At 61.2% G+C, this 20,963-nt stretch carries 22 protein-coding genes; all 22 read right to left on the minus strand.

The window, feature by feature from the left end; all coding sequences use genetic code 11:
* Positions 1-11: 11 nt before the first annotated feature.
* Positions 12-1,688, minus strand: coding sequence for a ribonuclease J (locus AADW23_RS18335; protein WP_341862386.1), 1,677 nt, complete (start codon positions 1,686-1,688; stop codon positions 12-14).
* Positions 1,685-2,476 carry a type III pantothenate kinase gene (locus AADW23_RS18340; protein WP_341862387.1) on the minus strand — a complete coding sequence of 264 codons (792 nt, stop codon included), beginning with the start codon at positions 2,474-2,476 and terminating at the stop codon, positions 1,685-1,687. Before AADW23_RS18340 ends, AADW23_RS18335 begins: the two co-directional genes overlap by 4 nt.
* Positions 2,477-2,488: 12 nt before the next feature.
* The gene (locus AADW23_RS18345) at positions 2,489-3,229 is read right to left on the minus strand and encodes a biotin--[acetyl-CoA-carboxylase] ligase (protein ID WP_341862388.1); all 741 of its coding nucleotides are present in this window, start codon (positions 3,227-3,229) and stop codon (positions 2,489-2,491) included.
* The gene (nuoN, locus tag AADW23_RS18350) at positions 3,230-4,678 is read right to left on the minus strand and encodes an NADH-quinone oxidoreductase subunit NuoN (protein WP_341862389.1); all 1,449 of its coding nucleotides are present in this window, start codon (positions 4,676-4,678) and stop codon (positions 3,230-3,232) included.
* A gap of 47 nt (positions 4,679-4,725) precedes the next feature.
* The gene (locus AADW23_RS18355; RefSeq protein WP_341862390.1) at positions 4,726-6,270 is read right to left on the minus strand and encodes an NADH-quinone oxidoreductase subunit M; all 1,545 of its coding nucleotides are present in this window, start codon (positions 6,268-6,270) and stop codon (positions 4,726-4,728) included.
* Positions 6,271-6,276: 6 nt separating this feature from the next.
* A complete protein-coding gene (nuoL, locus tag AADW23_RS18360) occupies positions 6,277-8,430 on the minus strand; it encodes an NADH-quinone oxidoreductase subunit L (RefSeq protein ID WP_341862391.1) in 2,154 nt (717 codons plus the stop codon).
* Positions 8,431-8,436: 6 nt separating this feature from the next.
* Positions 8,437-8,745 carry an NADH-quinone oxidoreductase subunit NuoK gene (nuoK, locus tag AADW23_RS18365; RefSeq protein WP_011454317.1) on the minus strand — a complete coding sequence of 103 codons (309 nt, stop codon included), beginning with the start codon at positions 8,743-8,745 and terminating at the stop codon, positions 8,437-8,439.
* A 91-nt stretch (positions 8,746-8,836) separates the two neighbouring features.
* Positions 8,837-9,451, minus strand: coding sequence for an NADH-quinone oxidoreductase subunit J (locus AADW23_RS18370; RefSeq protein ID WP_341862392.1), 615 nt, complete (start codon positions 9,449-9,451; stop codon positions 8,837-8,839).
* Position 9,452: 1 nt separating this feature from the next.
* The gene (locus AADW23_RS18375) at positions 9,453-9,878 is read right to left on the minus strand and encodes a carboxymuconolactone decarboxylase family protein (protein WP_341862393.1); all 426 of its coding nucleotides are present in this window, start codon (positions 9,876-9,878) and stop codon (positions 9,453-9,455) included.
* The gene (gene nuoI, locus AADW23_RS18380) at positions 9,875-10,369 is read right to left on the minus strand and encodes an NADH-quinone oxidoreductase subunit NuoI (protein WP_341862394.1); all 495 of its coding nucleotides are present in this window, start codon (positions 10,367-10,369) and stop codon (positions 9,875-9,877) included. The genes AADW23_RS18375 and nuoI overlap by 4 nt, the downstream gene beginning before the upstream one ends.
* 3 nt (positions 10,370-10,372) lie before the next feature.
* Positions 10,373-11,413, minus strand: coding sequence for an NADH-quinone oxidoreductase subunit NuoH (gene nuoH / locus AADW23_RS18385; protein ID WP_341862395.1), 1,041 nt, complete (start codon positions 11,411-11,413; stop codon positions 10,373-10,375).
* A 10-nt stretch (positions 11,414-11,423) separates the two neighbouring features.
* The gene (locus AADW23_RS18390) at positions 11,424-11,849 is read right to left on the minus strand and encodes a hypothetical protein (protein ID WP_341862396.1); all 426 of its coding nucleotides are present in this window, start codon (positions 11,847-11,849) and stop codon (positions 11,424-11,426) included.
* A 4-nt stretch (positions 11,850-11,853) separates the two neighbouring features.
* Positions 11,854-13,875 carry an NADH-quinone oxidoreductase subunit NuoG gene (gene nuoG, locus AADW23_RS18395; protein ID WP_341862397.1) on the minus strand — a complete coding sequence of 674 codons (2,022 nt, stop codon included), beginning with the start codon at positions 13,873-13,875 and terminating at the stop codon, positions 11,854-11,856.
* Positions 13,876-13,938: 63 nt separating this feature from the next.
* Complete coding sequence (locus AADW23_RS18400) at positions 13,939-14,364, minus strand: DUF5333 domain-containing protein (RefSeq protein ID WP_341862398.1); 426 nt, start codon at positions 14,362-14,364, stop codon at positions 13,939-13,941.
* Between the two features lie 105 nt (positions 14,365-14,469).
* Complete coding sequence (locus tag AADW23_RS18405) at positions 14,470-14,850, minus strand: hypothetical protein (RefSeq protein ID WP_341862399.1); 381 nt, start codon at positions 14,848-14,850, stop codon at positions 14,470-14,472.
* A complete protein-coding gene (locus AADW23_RS18410) occupies positions 14,847-15,104 on the minus strand; it encodes a hypothetical protein (RefSeq protein WP_341862400.1) in 258 nt (85 codons plus the stop codon). The genes AADW23_RS18405 and AADW23_RS18410 overlap by 4 nt, the downstream gene beginning before the upstream one ends.
* Positions 15,105-15,321: 217 nt before the next feature.
* Positions 15,322-16,617 carry an NADH-quinone oxidoreductase subunit NuoF gene (gene nuoF, locus AADW23_RS18415; protein WP_341862401.1) on the minus strand — a complete coding sequence of 432 codons (1,296 nt, stop codon included), beginning with the start codon at positions 16,615-16,617 and terminating at the stop codon, positions 15,322-15,324.
* A 35-nt stretch (positions 16,618-16,652) separates the two neighbouring features.
* Positions 16,653-16,898 (minus strand): DUF5337 domain-containing protein, encoded by a 246-nt coding sequence (locus tag AADW23_RS18420; RefSeq protein ID WP_341862402.1) that lies wholly within the window; start codon positions 16,896-16,898, stop codon positions 16,653-16,655.
* 98 nt (positions 16,899-16,996) lie between these two features.
* On the minus strand, positions 16,997-17,923 hold the full coding sequence (locus AADW23_RS18425) for a hypothetical protein (RefSeq protein ID WP_341862403.1): 927 nt from the start codon (positions 17,921-17,923) through the stop codon (positions 16,997-16,999).
* A gap of 207 nt (positions 17,924-18,130) precedes the next feature.
* The gene (locus tag AADW23_RS18430; protein ID WP_341862404.1) at positions 18,131-19,324 is read right to left on the minus strand and encodes an NADH-quinone oxidoreductase subunit E; all 1,194 of its coding nucleotides are present in this window, start codon (positions 19,322-19,324) and stop codon (positions 18,131-18,133) included.
* Between the two features lie 91 nt (positions 19,325-19,415).
* Entirely contained in the window at positions 19,416-20,255 is an 840-nt protein-coding gene (locus AADW23_RS18435; RefSeq protein WP_341862405.1) for a hypothetical protein, read from the minus strand.
* 301 nt (positions 20,256-20,556) lie between these two features.
* Positions 20,557-20,919, minus strand: coding sequence for a hypothetical protein (locus AADW23_RS18440; RefSeq protein ID WP_341862406.1), 363 nt, complete (start codon positions 20,917-20,919; stop codon positions 20,557-20,559).
* Positions 20,920-20,963 lie beyond the last annotated feature (44 nt).

A 20,963-nucleotide genomic window follows, 5' to 3' on the forward strand; every position in this document is an offset into this window, starting at 1 on the left:
AGGGACGAGGTTTACTCGGCCATCAGACGGCTCACCAGCAGCGTCACTTCTGGCTTTTTGCCGATTTCCTGCAAGCACGTCTTCCGGGCGACGCGCTTCACCGCCTCTTCCAGCTTGTCGTCGTCGTCGATGATCTTTGCATCCAAACGCGGCAGCAGGCGCGAGATTTCGTCCTCTACCAGCTCTTGCAGATCAACACCGGAAGATCCTTTCTCGGGCAGGCCCTTGAGCGAAACCCATGCGTCTTCAAGCACTTCGTCGGTCTCGTCCACGATCAGGGCGACCACGACCATTCCATTCAGCGCCATTTTCATACGCTCACGGATCACGCCATCGTATTGGCCCACGAACGCATCGCCATCCAGGTAGGTGCGGCCCACGTCCACATGCTCGACCACGTCAGGCGCATTGCCCGACAGCTGCACCATCATCCCGTTCGCCGCGACCACGCCGGCCATGCCCTTCGACATCGCAAGGCGTGCATGTTCGCGCAGGTGGCGGAACTCACCGTGGCAAGGCACCACGATCTGCGCTTTCAGGACTTCGTGCATCAACTCGATATCCGGGCGGTTCGCGTGGCCCGAGACGTGGTAGAAGCCAGAATTGTCATCGACAATCTCAACGCCGATTTCGGCAAGCGCGTTCTGGATATAGCCCACGGAAACCTCGTTTCCGGGGATCGTTTTGGACGAGAACAGGAAGGTATCACCCTCTTTCAGCTCGTGGCCGAGGTACTTCCCCCGGGACAGCGACGCCGATGCGGCCCGCCGTTCCCCCTGCGACCCGGTCACGATTAGCATCAAGCTTTCGCGTGGTATATCAAGGGCTTCTTCCGGCGACACGGTCGAAGGGAAGTCCGTCAGAACGCCGGCTTCCTTGCCCGCTTTTACCATGCGCTGCATGGCGCGGCCCATCAGGCAGATGGAACGGCCCGCCGCAATACCCGCATCGGCCAACGTTTGCAGCCGGGCGATATTGGACGCGAATGTCGTGGCCACAACCATGCCACGCGCGTTGGCCACCAGCTCTGTGATCTGCGGCGGCAGCTCGGATTCCGAGCGGCCCGGATGGCGAGAGAAAACGTTGGTGGAATCGCAGACGTAGGCCAGCACGCCGTCCGAGGCGATCTGGCGCCACATGTCTTCGTCAAAAGCCTCGCCCACGACCGGAGTGCGGTCGATCTTGAAGTCGCCCGAATGGATAACCCGGCCCGCTTTCGTGTCGATCACAAGGCCAGACGCCTCGGGGATCGAGTGAGAGACAGGCGCGAAAGACACCTTGAACGGGCCCAATTCCACCACCTCTGGATAGGCCTCAACCACCCGCACCTGCGCCGGGTCGTGGCCCGCTTCATCCATCTTGCGCATCGCGTGGATGGCGGTGAACTTGCGGCAATAGACCGGCGCTTCCAGACGCCCCCACAGGTGCCCGATCGCCCCCACGTGGTCCTCATGGGCGTGAGTGATAAAGATCCCCTCGATCCGGTCCTTGCGGTCTTCCAGCCATTCAACGTCGGGCAGGATCAGGTCCACGCCCGGCTGGCCGTCCATGTCGGGGAAGGCAACGCCTGTATCCACGACAATCAACCGCTCCTGCCCTTCCGGCCCAAAGCCGTAGACATAGCAGTTCATCCCAATCTCCCCGGCGCCGCCGATGGGAAGGTAGATGAGGCGGTTGCGATCACTCATGTGGGGTTTTTATCCTTGTTGTATTTGTGGATGACGGTCAGCCCGTGCATCGTCAGATCATCTTCGATTTGGTCAAATAGCACATCTCCGCTGGAGAACAACGGGGCGAGGCCCCCTGTGCCGATCACACGCATGTCAGCGTTCCATGACGCAGCGTATTCCGTGCGAATTCGGTCACAGACCTCACGCACAAGGCCGATGTAGCCCCAAAACACACCCGACTGCATGCAAGTCACCGTGTTGGTGCCAATCACGACATTCGGTTTGGTCACATCGATATGGGGAAGTGCGGCGGCCGCTTGGTGCAGCGCTTCAAGCGACAGGTTTACGCCGGGCGCAATGACGCCGCCGACGTAAGCGCCGTCTGTGGCTACCACGTCAAAGGTGGTGGCGGTGCCAAAGTCTACCACGATCAGGTCGCCCCCGTGGCGGTCATAGGCGCCAGCGGTGTTGACCAAGCGGTCTGGTCCCACAATCGTGCCGTCATCGACACGGGATTCCGTGGGCAGAAGGCATTCGGGTTTGCCCACCACCAGCGGACGCGTGCCAAAATAGCGATCACACAGCACGCGCAGGTTGAACACGACCCGAGGCACCGTGGACGAGATGATGCATTCAGACACGTTCACAGACAGCTGTTCGTGGTCCATCAGGGTCGAGAACCAGACGAAATACTGGTCTGCCGTCCGGGTATGTTCCGTTGCCGTGCGGAACGTGGCGATGAACTTTTCGCCGTCCCAGACGCTGAAAACAGTGTTGGTGTTGCCGCAGTCGATACACAGGAGCATGGATGCCTCCGTTCAAAAATAGATATCAGCCGCCGAAATGGCCCGAGGGCCTTTGGCGGTATCCAGGATCAAATTGCCCGTCTCGTCCACGTCGCGGAATGTGCCGGTGATTTCTTCATTGGGCAGGCGCGCAGTGATGACCTCTCCCAATCGGGCGGCATGGGACAACCATTCGGTCCGGGTCGGGCCGAAACCGTAGGTGGCGAGGCTGTGTTCACGGGCGGCAAAGGCAGGGGCGAGAGCGTCCAGCAACGCCTCGGGCGTCACATCTTGCGCAAGGGCAACGGGGCGCAACGCGCCGGGTTCAACCTGCCCCGGATCCGGCGCTTCGGCCAGGTTGACGCCGATCCCGATAATCAGATGCGAAACGCCGCCACGACCATCGCCAAGGCTTTCAAGCAAAATGCCCGCCAACTTGCCGCCGTTATACAGCACGTCATTGGGCCACTTCAGCGATAGCGCCTCATCCGGGCATCCAACGGCGATGAGCGCTTCGCGAAGAGCCGTTGCCGCCGCAAAAGAGCGTAAAGCGATTTCCGCCACGGGTCCGGTTGGTTGCATCGTCAGAGACGCGGCGAAGTTACCTTCAGGCATTGACCAAGCGCGGCCACGGCGGCCCTTGGCGGCGGTCTGTTGCAATGCCAGGACCCATTCCGGTCCGCGGATGAAGGGGGCCGAGCGGGCGGCCTCCATCATGGTACTGTCACAAGACAACACCACACGGCGGCCCACGCCTTGGGGCCAGTCCGTCATTTAGCGGGTAAGCATCGCGGCGGCAGTCTCTGCCGGGGCCTCGATCCCAAAAAGGTTCACGCCGGGAATCCAGCCCAAGCCGATGAGCGCTGCCATGCCGATCAGGCCGATGTAAGGCACAAGCCCCATCTTGCCGTCCAGCCCCTCTCGCTCTTCCCCGAAATACATCAGGTAGACGATACGGATGTAGTAGAACGCGCCGATGACCGAGGCGATGACGCCCGCAACCGCCAACCAGACAAGGCCCGATTCCACGGCCGCAACCAGCACGGCATATTTACCAAAGAAGCCAAGCAGCGGCGGCACACCGGCAAGCGAGAACATCAGGACCAGAATCGCCAGCGCTTTGGCCGGCTCTTTGCTGGCATAGCCCGATAGCGACGAGATTTCCGTGACGTGGCGGCCATCACGCTCCATCGACAGGATGAACGCGAAGGTGCCGATGTTCATCGCCACGTAGATCGCCATGTAGATCAACATCGCCTCAACACCCTGCGCGGTGCCCGCCGACAGGCCCATCAGGGCGAAGCCCATGTGCGAGATCGAGGAATAGGCCATCAGGCGTTTGATATCGGTCTGACCGATGGCGGCAATCGCGCCAAGGAACATGGAGAGCACGGCAAGGAAGGCCACGATCTGCTGCCAATCGCCGATCACGCCACCGAAAGCATCGTGAACGACGCGGGCGAACAGCGCCATGGCCGCCACTTTCGGCGCAGTGGCAAACAAGGCGGTGATCGGCGTGGGAGAGCCCTCATAGACGTCTGGGGTCCACATGTGGAACGGCGCAGCGGACACTTTGAACGCTAGGCCCGCAGTGATGAAGACAAGGCCGAATAGCAGGCCAAGGGGCATGTCGCCGCCCTGCGCCGCTTCGATGACCCCGGCGAATTGCGTGGTCCCCGCAAAGCCATAAGCCAGCGAGGAGCCATAAAGCAGCAGGCCAGAGGACAGCGCACCGAGCACGAAGTACTTCAGGCCCGCTTCCGTGGACCGAACCGAGTCGCGACGCATCGCGGCCACGACGTAGAGCGCCAAGGATTGCAGCTCCAACCCCATGTAAAGCGCGATCAAATCTCCGGCGGAGACCATGATCATCATGCCCACAACGGCCAGTACGATAAGCATCGGGAATTCGAAGCGCAGCAGGTCCGCCTTTGCCATGAACTCCTGGCTGATCGCCAGAATCGCGGCGGCCGACAACAGGATCGCCACCTTGGCAAAGCGAGAGAATGCGTCATCCACGAACATGCCATGGAAGGCTTCGTGAGCACCCGAGCCCGTGACGCCGATGTAGAAGGCCAACACGACAAACAGCGCCGCCGTGACCCAACACATGACCGAGGCCAGCGCATCTTTGGTGGTGTAGACAGCGCCCAAAAGCCCCGCCATCGCGAACAGCGACAGGACAATCTCGGGCGTCAGAATGGCAAGATCAGCGGAGATCATAGCGGTTCGTCCTTAGTCAGTGCGTTCAATGGCGAGATCGAACGGCATCAGTGGCTGGCGGCGACGGCAGTGTGGGGCTCGAATGCCGCCACGGCCACGTCGTAGTTTTCAACAAGGGCGGCAACCGAGGGGCCGATCACATCGGTCACAAGGCTGGGGTAAACGCCCAAAAGGATCGTCATGATGATAAGCGGCGCGAAGATCGCCCTTTCTCTCGTCGTCATGTCGGTGATGGATTTGAGGCTTTCCTTGATCAGGTCGCCAAAGACCACCCGGCGGTACAGCCACAGCGCGTAGGAAGCCGACAGGATGACGCCGGTACAGGCCAGCAGGCCGACCCAGGTGTTCACCTGGAAGACGCCGATCAGGGTCAGGAATTCACCCACAAAACCGCTCGTGCCGGGCAGGCCGACATTGGCCATGGTGAACAGCATGAACACCGCCGCATAGGCCGGCATCCGCACCACAAGGCCGCCGTAGGCGTCGATGTCACGGGTATGCATCCGGTCGTAGATCACGCCGACGCACAGGAACAACGCGCCCGAGATGAAGCCGTGGCTGATCATCTGGAAGATCGCCCCATCGACGCCGTTCTGGTTTGCCGCGAAGATCCCCATGGTGACAAAGCCCATGTGCGCGACCGAGGAATAGGCGATCAGCTTCTTCATGTCCTCTTGGACCATCGCCACCAGCGACGTGTAGATGATCGCGATGACCGACAGCCACAGGATGAACGGCGCCATGATGTCCGAGGCGACAGGGAACATCGGTAGGCTGAAGCGCAGGAAGCCGTAGCCGCCCATCTTCAACAGGATCGCCGCCAGAACGACCGAGCCTGCCGTGGGGGCCTGAACGTGCGCGTCGGGCAACCAGGTGTGGACCGGCCACATGGGCATTTTCACAGCAAAGGACGCGAAGAAGGCGAGGAACAGCATGGTTTGCAGGCCGCCGACAACGGTGAAGCCCATGATGCTGAAGGTTTCTGTCCCGAAGGTGTGGTTCAGCAGCGTCGGGATGTCCGTCGTGCCCGCGTCCACATACATCGCCACCATGGCGACCAGCATCAGAACCGAGCCAAGGAAGGTGTAGAGGAAGAATTTGAAGGACGCGTAGATCCGGTTCGCCCCGCCCCAGATGCCGATGATCAGGAACATCGGGATCAGGCCGGCCTCGAAGAACAGGTAGAACAGCACCATGTCGAGGGCCACGAAAACGCCGATCATCAGCGTCTCAAGGATCAACAGCGCGATCATGTATTCCTTCACGCGGTGCGTGACACCCCAGCAAGCGGCGATGGTGATCGGCATCAGGAAGGTGGTCAGCATCACGAAAAGGATCGAAATGCCGTCCACGCCAACCTTGTAGGTCAGGCCGAACATCCATTCACGCTCTTCCACAAGCTGGAAGCCGGTGTTGGCAGTGTCGAATTGCACCAGAAGGAAGATCGACACGACGAACGTCGCCGCCGTGGCCGCCAAGGCCAGGCGCTTGGCGTTCAATTGTGCCGCTTCATCATCGCCGCGCAGAAACACAGCCATAATGACCGCTGCCACCAACGGCAGGAAAGTGACGATGGAGATCAGGTTATCCATGATGCCTTACCCTGCGCTCAACGTGACGAAGGTGATCAGGGCGACAAGCCCCAAGACCATCGCGAACGCGTAATGGAAGATGTAGCCAGATTGGGCGCGGCCCGCGAGGCGTGTGAAGAAGGGGATGATCCCCATGGCCAGCCCGTTGATACCGCCGTCAATCGTGTCGGTATCGCCGCGCTTCCACAGGAAGCGACCGATGGCTTGGGCGGGCTTGATGAAGAGGAACTCATACGCCTCATCGAAGTACCACTTGTTCAACAGGAAGTTGTAAAGCGGGCTTTGCTGCTTGGCGAGGCGTCCGGGGATCGAAGGGTTCACGATGTAGAACACGAACGCAGTGCCGAAGCCGATCAGCATCGCAAAGAACGGCGCAAGCTTGACCCAAGTGGGAACCGAATGGGCGTCATTCAGGACGTGGTTGTCGGGCGCGTGGTGAATTGCCCCCTCGCCCGGTGCGCCGGTGAAGACGTAGTGGGTCTCTCCGTGGCCGTCTGCTTCTTCGGCATGAGCCTCATCAGCGTGAGCTTCATCGCCGTGCGCTTCCTCAGCCTGCTCCTCCGCGCCAAGCGCGTCCTCGCCGTGGCCCGCATCCGCATGCTCTTCCGCCGCATAGGGCACGCCGAAGAACTGCGCCACGTAATTGGTTTTGCCAAAGAAGCTGCCGTACCAGACCATACCGGCCAGAACCGCGCCAACCGCTAGCGCACCAAGGGGCACGAGCATGGTCATCGGGCTTTCATGGGCGTGGTCATGGGTGTGTTTGTTGCCTCGCGCCTCGCCATAGAAAGTCATGAACATCAGACGCCAGCTGTAGAAGCTGGTGAACAGCGCGCCAATGACCAGCGCCCAGAAGGCAAATTGGCCAAGGTCGCCGCCGAAGGCATAGGCGCTCTCGATCACCGCGTCCTTGGAGACGAAGCCCGCGAAACCGACCGGGAAGCCGAAGTACAGTAGTGGAATGCCGACGCCGGTGATGGCCAGCGTGCCGATCATCATCGCCGCAAAGGTGTAGGGGATCTTTTTACGCAACCCGCCATAATTCCGCATGTCCTGCTCGTGGTGCATCGCGTGAATGACCGAGCCCGCGCCGAGGAACAGCATCGCCTTGAAGAAGGCGTGGGTCAGCAGGTGGAACATGGCGACCGAGTAGACGCCGACGCCCGCCGCCACGAACATGTAGCCAAGCTGCGACATCGTCGAATAGGCGATCACGCGCTTGATGTCGTTCTGCACGAGGCCGATGGTGGCGGCCACGAAGGCCGACAGGGCGCCCACGATGATGATGAAGTTGCCCGCGATGGGCGCGTACTCGATCACCGGTGACATGCGGCAGACAAGGAAGACGCCCGCCGTCACCATGGTTGCCGCGTGGATCAGGGCCGACACGGGCGTCGGGCCTTCCATCGCGTCCGGCAACCAGACGTGCAGCAAAAGCTGCGCCGATTTACCCATCGCGCCGATGAACAGCAGGAAGGCGATGGTCTCGGCCGCGTTCAGCTCCATGCCGAGGAACGACATGGTCATGGAGGCCAGTTCTTCGCCCATGGGCAGGATCACGTCGAACTGGATCGAGTCCGTCATCCAGAACAGGGCGAAGATGCCCAGAAGGAAGCCGAAGTCACCCACGCGGTTGACGATAAACGCTTTCATGGCGGCAGCACCGGCAGAGGGCTTGCGGTAGTAGAAGCCGATCAGAAGATACGAGGCGACGCCCACGCCTTCCCAGCCGAAGAACAATTGCAGAAGGTTATCGGCGGTCACCAGCATCAACATGGTGAAGGTGAAGAACGACAGGTAGGCGAAGAACCGGGGGCGGTAGCTTTCGCCCTCTTTGAAGTTCTCGTCATGGGCCATGTAGCCGAAGGAATAGAGGTGCACGAGCGCCGAAACCGAGGTGATCACGATCAGCATGATCGCCGTCAGACGGTCCACCCGGATCGCCCAGTCGGTGAAGAGCGTGCCGGATTCGATCCATGTCATGATGGAGCGTGTGTAGGTCTCTCCATCAAAGCCGAGGAAGACGACCCAGGACAGCAGGCAGGCCAAGAAAAGGAACGCCGTGGCGACAACACAGGCCGCCTGCTCACCGATCAAGCGCCAGGCGAAACCGCAAATCAATGCGCCAACGAGAGGCGAGAAGAGAAGGATCGTTTCCATGTGCCCTTAACCCTTCATATTGGCGACGTCTTCAACGTCGACCGTACCGCGGTTGCGGAAGTAACAAACAAGAATGGCGAGGCCGATCGCAGCCTCGGCCGCGGCGACGGTCAGGATGAACAGCGTAAACACCTGCCCCGTGAGATCGCCAAGAAAGGACGAAAACGCGACCATGTTGATGTTCACCGACAGCAACATCAATTCCAACGACATCAGGATGATGATGACGTTCTTGCGATTCAGGAAAATCCCGAAAATGCCGATGACAAATAGCGCGGCGGCTACTGTCAGGTAATGTTCCAAGCCAATGGTCATGGCGTCGTCCTTACTTAGTAACCCAGCGCGGTAGCGCGCGGGGATCGTCGGTTTTGCAGCGCGTCACAGCGCCCGTCACGCAGCGTGCGCCTTACAGGCCCTGCCCCGGTTTCACATCTTTCAGTTCCATCGCTTTCGCCGGGTCGCGCATCATCTGCGCCACGACATCCTGCCGCTTCACGTCCACCCGGTGGCGCAGCGTCAGAACGATCGCGCCGACCATGGCGACAAGAAGGATGAGCCCCGAGATCTGGAAAGCCATGAAGTAATCATCGTACACGAGCAGACCCAAAGCCTGGGTGTTATGCGCCTCATCCAACGCAGGCACCGGGTTGCCAAGACGGCTGTCAACGCCGTCCGAATAGGTCCACGATCCAAACGCCAGCGTCAGTTGCATCAGCAAAATCACCCCGATCAGGCCCGCCATCGGCACATATTTGGCCATTTCGGCCTTCAGCTCGGCGAAATCCACGTCCAGCATCATGACCACGAACAGGAACAGCACCGCGACGGCGCCCACGTAGACAATAATCATCAGCATCGCCACGAACTCCGCGCCCAAAAGCACGAACAGACCCGCCGAAGACAAGAACGTGAGGATCAGCCACAGCACCGAGTGTACCGGGTTTTTTGACGTCACGGTAAACAGGCCTCCAGCAACCACAGACAGCGCAAAGAGGTAGAAGGTGAAATCCGCGATGGTCATATCAATCGTCCTCTCCGGTGGCCTGTGTGCCACCGTCTTCGTCCATGGCCTCTTTGGCCAAATTCATCGCCTTGTTCATCGCCGGCAAACCGCCGAACAGGCTGGCAAGACCGATGGTCTCTGCAATCTCTTGGGGTGTGGCCCCCATGGAAAGGGCGTGGCGCACCGTGATCTTGATCTGCGCCTCGGCCAGGGCGCCCTGAATGGTCAACCCCTGCAAGGTTAGCAACAGGCGCGTTTTGGCGTCCAACCCTTCGGGGTTGAACTGCTTGCCCAGAAACGCCTCCAGCATTTCCGGCGGCACCTGTAGCCACTGCATACCCACCTTCCCTGCAGACAAAGCCGGAGCAGCGGCTTTCATCCACTCCTCCGTCATGTCTTGGGTCTGCTTGAGCAGCGCCTCGAATGGGTTGGGGGTGTCGGTCATCGGTACGGCGCGTCCAGTTCAAGGTTGTGGGCAATCGCCGATTCCCAGCGCTCGCCGTTGGCCAGCAGCTTTTCCTTGTCGTAGTACAGCTCTTCGCGGGTTTCGGTGGCGAACTCGAAGTTCGGGCCCTCCACGATGGCATCCACCGGGCAGGCTTCCTGACAGAACCCGCAGTAGATGCACTTCGTCATGTCGATGTCATAGCGCGTCGTGCGGCGAGAGCCATCTTCGCGGGGTTCTGCGTCAATCGTGATCGCCTGCGCGGGGCAAACGGCCTCGCACAGTTTACAGGCGATGCACCGCTCTTCCCCATTGGGGTAGCGACGCAAGGCGTGTTCGCCGCGGAACCGAGGCGACAAGGGCCCCTTTTCGTGCGGGTAGTTGATCGTGACCTTGGGCGAGAAGAAGTACTTGAAGCCCAGTTTGAAGCCTTTGAAGAAATCCGCCAGCAGGAAGTATTTCGCGGCGCGGGTGTAGTCGATCTGCGTCATGAATTAACCTCCAACGGCGAAGCGGGCCCAGAAGCCGCCAAGCACTTCGTAACGCGCCATGAAGGCAACAAACACCACCCAGAACAGCGACATCGGCAGGAACACCTTCCACCCCAGGCGCATAAGCTGGTCATAGCGGTAGCGGGGCACGATCGCCTTCACCATCGAGAACATGAAGAACACCGCCAGCATCTTCAGGATCATCCACAAGATGCCATCGGGCAGGCCGGGGATGGGCGACAGCCAGCCGCCGAAGAACAGAAGTGTGGTCAGCGCGCACATCAAAACGACAGCGACAAGTTCACCGATCATGAACAGCAGGAACGGGGTCGAGGAATACTCCACCTGGTAACCCGCGACCAGTTCAGCCTCGGCCTCGGGCAGGTCAAATGGTGGGCGGTTGGTTTCCGCCAAGGCCGAGATGAAGAACAGGAACAGCATCGGGAAATGCGGCAGGAAGTACCAGTTCAGCAGGCCAAAGTCGCCGTCCTGCGCGTGGACAATCGCGGTGAAATTCATCGAGCCGGTGGAGATGATCACACCGATGATGATCAGGCCGATGGAAACCTCGTAAGAGATCATCTGCGCCGCAGAGCGCAGCGAGCCCAGGAACGGGTATTTCGAGTTCGAGGCCCACCCGCCCATGATCACGCCGTACACCTCGAGCGAGGAGACCGCGAAGACATAGAGAACGGCGACGTTCAGGCTGGAGAGCACCCAACCGTCATTGAACGGGATAACCGCCCAAGCGATCAGCGCCATCACAAGGCTGACAATCGGGGCAAGGAAATAGACCGCCCGGTCCGCCCCCGCAGGCACGACGATTTCCTTGACGATATACTTCAGGAAGTCTGCAAAACTTTGCAGCAGGCCAAAGGCGCCAACGACGTTGGGGCCCTTCCGCATCATGACTGCGGCCCAGATCTTGCGGTCGGCATACATCAGGAACGCCAAAGCGACCAGAAGTGGCACGACCAGCAGCAAACACTGCAACAGGATCAACAGGCCCATGCCCAATGTTGTCTCGGTGAAAAACTCTACCATGGGGCGTCCCTTAAACCGTCGGTATCCCTTGCTCTGCGCAATCGGCCGCAACTATTTCTGCTTCCAGGGTTTGTAACCCTCGTGGCAGGTCCGGCGAGATGGTGTAAACCGCATCTGCCGCCCAAACGCCACCCTCTTCCGTAATACTTGTGCGCACATGTCGCGCAAAAGAATATCCTCGGATCAGTGTATATTGTGCTGCCGCACACCGGGCATAGGCGTCAAGATCGGCGCGTGTGGCCACGCCCGTCATCTGTGCCCGGAAATTTACCAGATCTTCATCCAACAGACGGGTCTCGACCCCATCATAGGTCGCCGGCGGTGCCTCGTTCAGCGTCGGGCCGTCTGCGGCGGGCGTGCAGCCCGCCACGGCAACAGCGGCGCAGACACCCGTCAGGGTGGATAAGCCGTTGGAGTGTCGCAACGCGACCCCCATTCCCTTATTCCGCCGCGATTGGTTCTTGGCGACGGGCTTTCGCCGCCGCAGCCAGCTCCGCCATCAAGGTGGAGGCCCGGGCGATCGGGTTGGTCAGATAATGATCTGCCACGGCCGAGGTGAAGCCCCCCTGCCCCATATCCGCCAAGGCCAAAGCCGCGCCTTCGTTCTCGGCAACCTCGTCTATCATCTTCAGATGGCCCGCATCAGCGGTCATCAACTGGCGCAATGCGGCAATCGAATCAAACGGCAGGACTGCGCCAACTTCTGCGGACAACGCCCGAAGAATCGCCCAGTTCTCGCGGGCATCGCCGGGAGGGAAGCCCGCACGTTGCGCCATTTGTGGCCGTCCTTCGGTATTCACGAAGATGCCGGTTTCTTCCGTATAGGCCGCGCCGGGCAGAATCACGTCCGCGCGGTGCGCGCCACGATCCCCGTGGGAGCCTTGATAAATCACGAACGGCCCCGCAGGTACGGCCATCTCGTCCGCGCCGAGATTGTAGACCACATCGGCCCCGTCCAGCGCCGCATCCACGCCGCCTTCGGTCACTGCGCCCAGGTCCATCGCGCCGACCCGTGCGGCCGCGGTGTGCAGCACCAGCAGCTTCGACTCGGTTTCCTCACAGAATTTTTGCACGTGGGCCAGAACGGCTTCGCCATCTTCGCCGGTCAATGCGCCTTGGCCGACGATCACAAGGCTCGCCTTGCCGATGACCGAGGGGTGATCGACACCCAATTGATCCGCCAGCGCCTTACGATCCGTGCCGAGGTGGACGTATTCGTATGTCAAATCAACCGCTTCGCCGATCAGGCCGACAACGGCGCCTTTGGTCCAAGCCTTGCGGATGCGGGCGTTCAACACCGGCGCTTCTGCGCGGGGGTTCGTGCCGACCAACATGATTGCCTGCGCGTCGTCGATGTCTTCAATGCTCGCGGTGCCCACGTAAGCGGCGCGGTTGCCGGCGGGCAGTTTCGCCCCATCGGTCCGGCATTCAACGTTGCCGCCTTGACCCTCGACCAGAGATTTCAGCGCGAATGTCGCCTCGGTCGAGGCCAGATCACCCACCAGACCGGCCACTTTCGTGGCGCCTTTGATCTTCTCGGCCGTAAGGCCCATCGCCTCACCCCATGTGGCGGGGCGCAGCTTGCCGTTCTCGCGGATGTAGGGCTGGTCCAAACGCTGGCGCTTCAGCCCGTCCCAAACGTAGCGGGACTTATCGCTCAGCCACTCCTCGTTCACGCCATCATGGTTGCGCGGCAGGATACGCATCACTTCGCGGCCCTTGGTGTCCACGCGGATGTTGGAGCCGAGCGCGTCCATTACGTCAATCGACTCGGTCTTGGTCAGTTCCCAAGGGCGGGCGGTGAAGGAGTAGGGCTTGTTGGTCAAAGCGCCCACGGGACACAGATCCACGATATTGCCCTGCATCTCTGATTCGAGCGTCGCACCCAGATAGCTGGTAATCTCGGCATCTTCGCCCCGGCCCGTCTGGCCCAGTTCCGGCATGCCTGCCACTTCGGTGATGAAGCGCACGCAGCGCGTGCAGGAGATGCAGCGCGTCATCGCAGTGTCGACCAGCGGCCCCAGCTCCAGGTTGTCCACGGCGCGCTTGGGCTCGCGGAAGCGCGAGAAGTCGACGCCGTAGGCCATGGCCTGGTCCTGCAAATCGCACTCGCCGCCCTGATCGCAGATCGGGCAATCCAGCGGGTGGTTGATCAGGAGGAACTCCATCACGCCCTCACGGGCCTTTTTTACCATGGGCGAATTGGTTTTCACGACCGGAGGCGCGCCTTCTGGTCCGGGGCGCAAATCCTTGACCTGCATGGCGCAAGACGCGGCGGGCTTGGGCGGGCCGCCCACGACTTCCACCAGACACATCCGGCAGTTGCCCGCGATCGTCAGACGCTCGTGATAGCAGAACCGTGGGATCTCAACCCCGGCCTGCTCGCAGGCCTGGATCAAGGTCATGGCGGGATCAACCTCTACCTCTGTATCGTCGATGATAATCGTGCGCAGATCGCTCATGGGTCGGTCCCTTTTTGGGCTCGCGCGGACACGCGCAAGCAGTCGTTTGACCCGCTTCTACCCCTACCGGAGCAATCTGCCAATCTGAGAGCCGGTGGTAATTTCGTCGCGGCCCAGGCGACAGACGCCTTCGGCATCGTCATGGGCCACGCCACGCTCGGCAAACCAGGCCTGCATGACGGCGTCATACCGTTGCTGTTCTGCCCGATTCTCGATGAAGGCGTAGACCTCGCGCCGGGTCAGGCCCAGTTCCAGGGCCCGGTCGCCCAGATTTTCGGCAAAGCCAAGGGCGCGCATCATGCGCGGGCTGATATCATCGCAGACATTCTGCATGTGCCGACCCACGGCAATGACCGTCAGGCCCTGGTGGATTTCAGGGTCGTCGCGCAGCACCTGCCAGTTTTCGCTTTGCGCGTGGCTCATGGTCGTGAACAGGCCAAAGGCAAGCACCACGCCTGCGGCGGCCATAATACGGAAGGGGGTAATCATTTTCGTTGTCGTCCCTTGAATGGTAAGTCCGTTTCCCGGCCGCATACATGGGCGCTGTGACGACGGTTATTCAATGTCACAAAGGAGTTATCCGCGCTTTCGGCGTCATTCCGCCCCGGAAAAGGCGGATGTGTCCTGCATGGGCACATCGCATCCGGCAGAAGACCAAACCCCTTCGTCCGCGGCCTCTCTCCAGCCGAAAAACAGCGGAACCTGAGGCACCGGCAAATCCCTGCAATGGGCCTCTAGCGCCTCTAATGCGGCATCTCGGGCCTCAAAGGGCACGGCGCGGCCATTGATCGTGCGCACCGCCAGGCCGCCTTGGATTGGGGTCGGTTCGATCACGCCGCCGTCTGGCAAGGCCACAGGATTGAAGATCGTCACGTCCGGCTCAGGCACGACGCGAAGCGGGCCGATGGAGGTCACGTAGACCTGAGGTGTTACGCAAGCAGCCAATAGCAGCGGCGCCGCCCAATGGGCTTTCATATCCGAACGCCCCAAAACGTCACGATCAGCCAAACCAGCAACGTCATGAACAGCAGCGCCAAGACGATGTAGATCGCCGCCTCCATTCTTTCGGGAGTGTTGAGGATAATCGCCACCCCCGAGGCGATCATGCCGCCCATCACCGCGCCCAATATCGCGCCGCCAACGCCCCATTGCCCATAGCCCAACGTCGCGCCAAGCACCGCGAAAGCCAAATAAATCAACGCCAGTGAATACCAGTAAACACGCACCATAGTGCCGCCCTTTGCCCTTACCACGCCAATCCGTCACACAATGCGCGGTTGGTCATTTTGCAGGCAGGGTAGGAAAAAGCGGGGTTTTCGGCAAGAAGGGCAGCGGCGTTGTTGCCCATTGGTGAGTCCGCCGCGCCACAGGACGCGCGACGAGAGCTATCCCCACGCGCGCGCCCCCTTGGGCCGTGTTTCGCAAATTTAGCGATAATCGCCGCGATTATTCGGCGGCGATTTCCACGACACCGCCGCGCTTCACGCGAATGCGGTCTTCAATCTCGTCGCGGAAGTTGCGAATCAGACCTTGGATCGGCCAAGCCGCCGCGTCGCCGAGGGCGCAGATCGTGTGGCCTTCGACTTGCTTGGTAACGTCAAACAGCATGTCGATCTCCTCGACCCGCGCCTCGCCCTTCACCAAGCGTTCCATCACGCGCATCATCCAGCCGGTGCCTTCGCGGCAGGGCGTGCATTGCCCGCACGACTCATGCTTGTAGAACGCGGCCAGACGCCAGATCGCTTTGATCATATCGGTCGAGTTATCCATCACGATGACCGCCGCCGTACCCAGACCGGACTGCAAATCATTGCGCAGGTAATCGAAATCCATGATCGCCTCGCGCATGTGCTCTCCCCGAACACACGGCACCGAGGACCCACCGGGAATCACCGCCTTCAGGTTGTCCCACCCGCCGCGAATACCGCCGCAGTGCTTGTCGATCAGCTCTTCAAACGTGATACTCATCGCTTCTTCCACGACACAGGGCTGGTTCACGTGGCCCGAAATCGCGAACAGCTTGGTGCCTGCATTGTTGGGGCGACCGAAACCTGCGAACCATTCAGCACCCCGGCGCAGGATCGTCGGGACAACGGCGATTGATTCGACGTTGTTGACCGTGGTGGGGCAGCCATAGAGACCCGCGCCCGCGGGGAACGGCGGCTTCATGCGAGGCATGCCCTTGCGGCCTTCCAGCGATTCGAGCAGCGCGGTTTCTTCGCCGCAGATGTAGGCGCCCGCACCGTGGGCCAGATACAGATCAAAGTCCCACCCGCTGTCAGCGGCGTTCTTTCCCAGAAGACCATCGTCATAGGCCGCGTCGATCGCGGCCTGCAGCGCCTCGCGCTCGCGGATGTATTCGCCGCGGATGTAGATGTAGCAGGCGTTGGCGTTCATCGCGAAGCTGGCAATCAGGCAGCCCTCAATCAACGTATGGGGATCATTGCGCATGATCTCCCGGTCTTTGCAGGTGCCGGGCTCGGATTCGTCGGCGTTCACGACCAGATACGCCGGGCGTCCGTCCGATTCCTTGGGCATGAACGACCACTTCAGACCGGTCGGGAAACCCGCGCCACCACGTCCACGCAGGCCCGAGGCTTTCATGATCTCGACAATCTTGTCACGGCCCAAGCCGATCAAATCCTTGGTGCCATCCCAATGGCCGCGCGCCTTGGCGCCCGCAAGCGTCCGGTCGTGCATGCCGTAGATATTGGTGAAGATCCGGTCTTTATCTTGCAACATGTGCTCAAGTCCTTGGTCGGTGCGCGCGATGGATCTTAGCGGTGATCCGGGTCGCGCTTTCGCTCTTTCCACACCCAATACGTCACCACGAGCGCCCACACCAGTGCCGCAAACGCCGCAAGGTCGAAGAGAAACGCGAAGCGCGGTTGCCAACCTTGCTGGCCCCCGATGAATTGAGCGCCCATCCACACCACCATCGTGATCGCCATCACCGCCGCCGCACGCCTGATTTGGCGGACCCTGCGGCGCTCTGCTTCCGAGATCTTTGGGGTGTTTGGCATGTTTAAGCGCCCCGTGGCGGCTGCGGTGTCATGAAAAAGGATGCGCGACTTGGCCGCACATCCCAACCTATGTAGCGCCCGAAGGCGGCGCGGTCAGATCAATAGACGTTACCGTCGTCAACCTTCTTGGAAAACTCGGTTTCTTGACCCGAGGCCAGCAAGGCAGCCTGTTCCACCCATGCATCCCGTGTCACCCGGCCCTTGAAGCCTTTGAGGTTCTGATCGACCCAGCGCACCTCGTCGGGCGTCCAAGCGGCGATCTGGTCGAAGTGGTAGAAGCCGAGCGCGTTGCACATCTGCTCCATTTTCGGGCCAACGCCCTTGATCCGCTTCAGGTCGTCGGCTGTGCCGCCCCTTGGGCCATCCAGCGCGGCGGGGCGTGTGCCCTCCATCTCTGCGGGGGGCGGGGCCGCCGCGATTGTTTCTGCGGCGTCACTGGCGGCATTTGCTTCAGCGGTGGCTTGCGCTTCCACACGCGCGGCAGCGTCGGCTTCGGCTTGAGCAACCGCAGCGGCTTCAGCCGCCCGATCCGCTTCGCCCAATGCTGCTTCCGTCTGCTCAGTGGCAGCATCGGCAGCGCGGTCCAGTTCGATCTGTTCTGCGTGGGCCAGTTCTGCTTCGGCGGCGGCCGCATCTTCAGACGCGCGCAGCGCTGTTTCCTCTGCCTCTTCGGCAGCAGCGGCGACTTCTTCCACGACCGGGTGCGTTGCTTCAGGCTCAGCGACAGGTTCCACGGCTGCGGCAGGCGCCACGGTGGGCGTAGGCGTAGGCGACGGAGCAGGCGCAGGCGCAGACGCGGCGGAAGCCGTGGCAGCTCCGGCACCCTGACCGGACCCCACCTGTTCACGGCACATCATCCACGTCAGCAACGCGCCGAGGATCACCGCGCACAGGACGCCCAACAACAGACCCGCGAAGAACGACCAGTCGCCCAATCCCCACAGCACCAGCCACAGGACAATGCCCGTCACGATGGCGATGCCCCATGTCCATTTACGGCACTCGGCCCCAGCGGAATTATTCATGTGTGAACCCCCAAGTTCGTCATTTGTTGTGTGTTGTGCATAGTCTTAACGCACCAAGCCCCCGGTGTCTTCCACCGAGTTGACATGATGCCGCAGGGGGCAGTTGACCTGTGCAAATGGGGTCACACTCCGAAGGGGGTTTCCCCTTGGTCGGGGACGCTTTCCGCAGCGACTTACGCCCCGGAAAACGGCCAACCGCGAGGGGGCTTACCCCTCGGCAGCGAAAGCAGCGGCTTGGCCGATCCAATCGTCACGCTCGATCCGGCCTTTGAACGTCAGGCGGGCATCGACCCAAGCGACCTCTGCCGGGCCCCAGGCTGCGATTTGGTCGAAGTGGTAGAAACCCAACTCGTTCAGCACGCCTTCCAGCTTCGGTCCCACGCCGGAAATCCGCTTCAGGTCATCGGCGCCACCCTCGCGGGCGGCTGTCAGCAGTTCGGGCTTTTGCTCCACGACTGCGGCCTCAGCCCCATCCGTCGGTGCAGCCACCTTGGGCGCCGAGCCGGCTGCCGCATGGGTGCCGTCCGGGGCGGGGTTCGGCGTATCCTTGGCCGGAGGGGCGCTGGCCTTGGGCCGGGCCTTCTCGGTAGCAGGCGCTTCCTGCTTGGTGATGCCGGTCTTGTCGGCTGATTTGTCTTTGGCCCGGTTCGCAGGCTTGGGACGCTCTGGCTCCGCCGGAATGCCCTCGCCGGATTGACGCCCCCATGGGGCCAGCATCGGCACTTCGGTGCCGTCGATCCGCTTGATCGTGTCGCCAATATCCGCCGCCAATCGGGCAGAGATGTTCAGCTCGTCCCGGCCCGCTTCATACTCGGTCAGGGATGTCAGGCCGCCCGCAGGTTCCGAGGCATAGCGCCCGTTTTGCGGCCCCGGCGTCGGCACCTCACCGCGCGCCATGGCGTCGATGATGCCGGCAAAGCTTTCGGCCGTCAGGTCTTCGTAGTAATCTTTCCCGATCTGGGCCATCGGCGCGTTAGAGCACGCGCCCAGGCATTCGACTTCTTCCCAGCTGAACTTGCCGTCCGCACTGATTTGATGCGCCTTGGGGGCGATCTTCTCTCTCGCCACGGCGATCAGGTCTTCCGCGCCGCAGATCATGCACGACAAGGTGCCGCAAATCTGAATGTGTGCGACCGAGCCCACGGGGGCAAGTTGGAACATGAAGTAGAACGTCGCCACTTCCAGCGCCCGGATGTAGGCCAAACCCAGCATATCAGCCACGTATTCAATCGCAGGGCGGGTCAACCATCCCTCTTGCTCTTGCGCACGCCACAACAGGGGAATGATCGCGGAAGCCGCGCGCCCCTCGGGGTATTTGGTGATCTGAGCCTCAGCCCACTCCTGATTGTCAGGCGTGAAGGCAAAGCTTGAAGGCTGCTCGGGGTGGAGGCGTCGGAGCATCGGTATCGTCCCTGGCGTTCATCTGTTGTGCAGGGTTTCGCGCAATCCGGCCCGGTTGTCCATGCGCGGGAGGGCCGCAGGGGCGGTTCCTTCACTCAAATTGCGCATCTCCGGGGGGAAGAGCTTCAATCGCGGCGCGGCGTTCGGCAAAAGTTGCAGCGCAAAGGGGCTCTGGCACGGTTAAATAAGCCTCTCCGCTTTCTACGACGCCACCGTCCAGCAATGGCACGATGACCGACGCCAGCGTGTTTTCGAATCCAAATGCGCCCATTCCCGCCGTGGCCCCGGCTTGGGGCGCCCGGCAGCCCTGCGACACGATCCATTCCACGAACATGGTTCTTGCGCCCCGGCGGCTGGCGGTGAAGCTAAGCTGGTTGCTTGCGGGCAATATCAGCATTTCCCCGACCTGTGCGGCAAAGCTCTCAAGCACGGTATCATCGGCGTCGCAAACTCGGTCCGCCATCACTGCGCTGGAAAAAGACCGGCTCATGTGGATCAGGTTCACCGTGTCCAGGTTTCGCAAGTGTCCCATGATTTCTTCTCTGGGGCCAAGGGGCAGGAACAGCGCATCCGCCCCCGCTTCGGTCACGACGCAGCCGTTGTCACGAATGGCGCGCATCGTTGCCACCAGGCTTTCCGGTGCGGGCGCCGCCGTTTCCGTCGCCCCGGCACAAGCCCCGCCCACCATCACCAATTCGCCGCCTTGAAGCTGTAGGATTCCCGCATTCAGTAGCTCATTACCACTGGCCTCCAGCGCCGCCGAGCTTTGGCCCAACGCCGCAAACAATGCCTCTTGATTGCCCTCATTCACCACACATCCCGCAGCCGCGACAGCATCCATCAAGGCCAGTGCATCCGCCGATTGCGCAAGGGTAGGCGCGGCCCAAAACGATGCGGCCCCAATCAGACCGGCACTGAGAATTGCTTTCATCGGGGGGCTCCTGTAGCGGCATTGATCTGGTCAATTTTGACTAAATAAAGATTCTGAAAGAAGTAGGGCGTCTTTCTTGGGTTAATGCAAGAAAAACGCCCTCGCCCGGGCCGGACCCCTTCTTTCCGCCGGGCTAACTGGTGCAAGCCGCGCCGCTGCGGCGCGTTCACTGGCCAAGACGTGTCTCGTCGCGCGGGATGCGGCGAGGAAAGAGGCGTCTTGGTCAGTCATTCAGGCTCACGTATTCGTGACACCAATTTGGCCGGAGAGGCGGCAGGCGACAACGGAGGGAATCCGTAAGTTACTCGGTCTGGGCGGGCGTGGTTTCATCGTCCGGTTGCGCGGGTTCCATGCTGGCCTCTGCATCTGCCTCAGGCTCCACACACAGACCCCAGTTCACCAGGGTCATCGTGCCTTGACCACTGGGCATCAGAAACCCGTCGCGCATCAGCGGCACGGCCATCTGAGGGAATTGCGCATTCTCAAGGCCAAGTTCTTCCAACATCCCGTTCACATCATCCTGATGCAAAACGCAGCCTTGAGCGGCCACCGCTTCGGCCAGCAGAAATCCGGGGTGGTCTTCCGGCGTCACCGCCTGCGCCGTCGCCACACAAGGGACAACTGCGAGGAGCGTAGCGAGGAGGGGTTGGGTCAATCTAGTCACAGCGAAGCGTCCTTCATTTGGGGTCGTCCAGACCCTACCACGCC

Origin of the sequence: Gymnodinialimonas sp. 57CJ19, from assembly GCF_038396845.1 — a bacterium.
GTDB lineage: Bacteria > Pseudomonadota > Alphaproteobacteria > Rhodobacterales > Rhodobacteraceae > Gymnodinialimonas.

Coding starts and splice junctions, on each gene's coding strand:
- AADW23_RS18345 (WP_341862388.1), bottom strand. CDS start 3,229: ATGACGGACTGGCCCCAAGGCGTGGGCCGCCGTGTGGTGTTGTCTTGT.
- nuoL (WP_341862391.1), bottom strand. CDS start 8,430: ATGGAAACGATCCTTCTCTTCTCGCCTCTCGTTGGCGCATTGATTTGC.
- AADW23_RS18420 (WP_341862402.1), bottom strand. CDS start 16,898: ATGCCAAACACCCCAAAGATCTCGGAAGCAGAGCGCCGCAGGGTCCGC.
- nuoG (WP_341862397.1), bottom strand. CDS start 13,875: ATGAGCGATCTGCGCACGATTATCATCGACGATACAGAGGTAGAGGTT.
- AADW23_RS18355 (WP_341862390.1), bottom strand. CDS start 6,270: ATGGATAACCTGATCTCCATCGTCACTTTCCTGCCGTTGGTGGCAGCG.
- nuoF (WP_341862401.1), bottom strand. CDS start 16,617: ATGTTGCAAGATAAAGACCGGATCTTCACCAATATCTACGGCATGCAC.
- nuoI (WP_341862394.1), bottom strand. CDS start 10,369: ATGACGCAGATCGACTACACCCGCGCCGCGAAATACTTCCTGCTGGCG.
- AADW23_RS18390 (WP_341862396.1), bottom strand. CDS start 11,849: ATGGGGGTCGCGTTGCGACACTCCAACGGCTTATCCACCCTGACGGGT.
- nuoK (WP_011454317.1), bottom strand. CDS start 8,745: ATGACCATTGGCTTGGAACATTACCTGACAGTAGCCGCCGCGCTATTT.
- AADW23_RS18400 (WP_341862398.1), bottom strand. CDS start 14,364: ATGATTACCCCCTTCCGTATTATGGCCGCCGCAGGCGTGGTGCTTGCC.
- AADW23_RS18405 (WP_341862399.1), bottom strand. CDS start 14,850: ATGAAAGCCCATTGGGCGGCGCCGCTGCTATTGGCTGCTTGCGTAACA.
- AADW23_RS18335 (WP_341862386.1), bottom strand. CDS start 1,688: ATGAGTGATCGCAACCGCCTCATCTACCTTCCCATCGGCGGCGCCGGG.
- AADW23_RS18435 (WP_341862405.1), bottom strand. CDS start 20,255: ATGAAAGCAATTCTCAGTGCCGGTCTGATTGGGGCCGCATCGTTTTGG.
- AADW23_RS18425 (WP_341862403.1), bottom strand. CDS start 17,923: ATGAATAATTCCGCTGGGGCCGAGTGCCGTAAATGGACATGGGGCATC.
- AADW23_RS18340 (WP_341862387.1), bottom strand. CDS start 2,476: ATGCTCCTGTGTATCGACTGCGGCAACACCAACACTGTTTTCAGCGTC.
- AADW23_RS18370 (WP_341862392.1), bottom strand. CDS start 9,451: ATGACCATCGCGGATTTCACCTTCTACCTCTTTGCGCTGTCTGTGGTT.
- AADW23_RS18375 (WP_341862393.1), bottom strand. CDS start 9,878: ATGACCGACACCCCCAACCCATTCGAGGCGCTGCTCAAGCAGACCCAA.
- nuoH (WP_341862395.1), bottom strand. CDS start 11,413: ATGGTAGAGTTTTTCACCGAGACAACATTGGGCATGGGCCTGTTGATC.
- nuoN (WP_341862389.1), bottom strand. CDS start 4,678: ATGATCTCCGCTGATCTTGCCATTCTGACGCCCGAGATTGTCCTGTCG.
- AADW23_RS18430 (WP_341862404.1), bottom strand. CDS start 19,324: ATGCTCCGACGCCTCCACCCCGAGCAGCCTTCAAGCTTTGCCTTCACG.
- AADW23_RS18410 (WP_341862400.1), bottom strand. CDS start 15,104: ATGGTGCGTGTTTACTGGTATTCACTGGCGTTGATTTATTTGGCTTTC.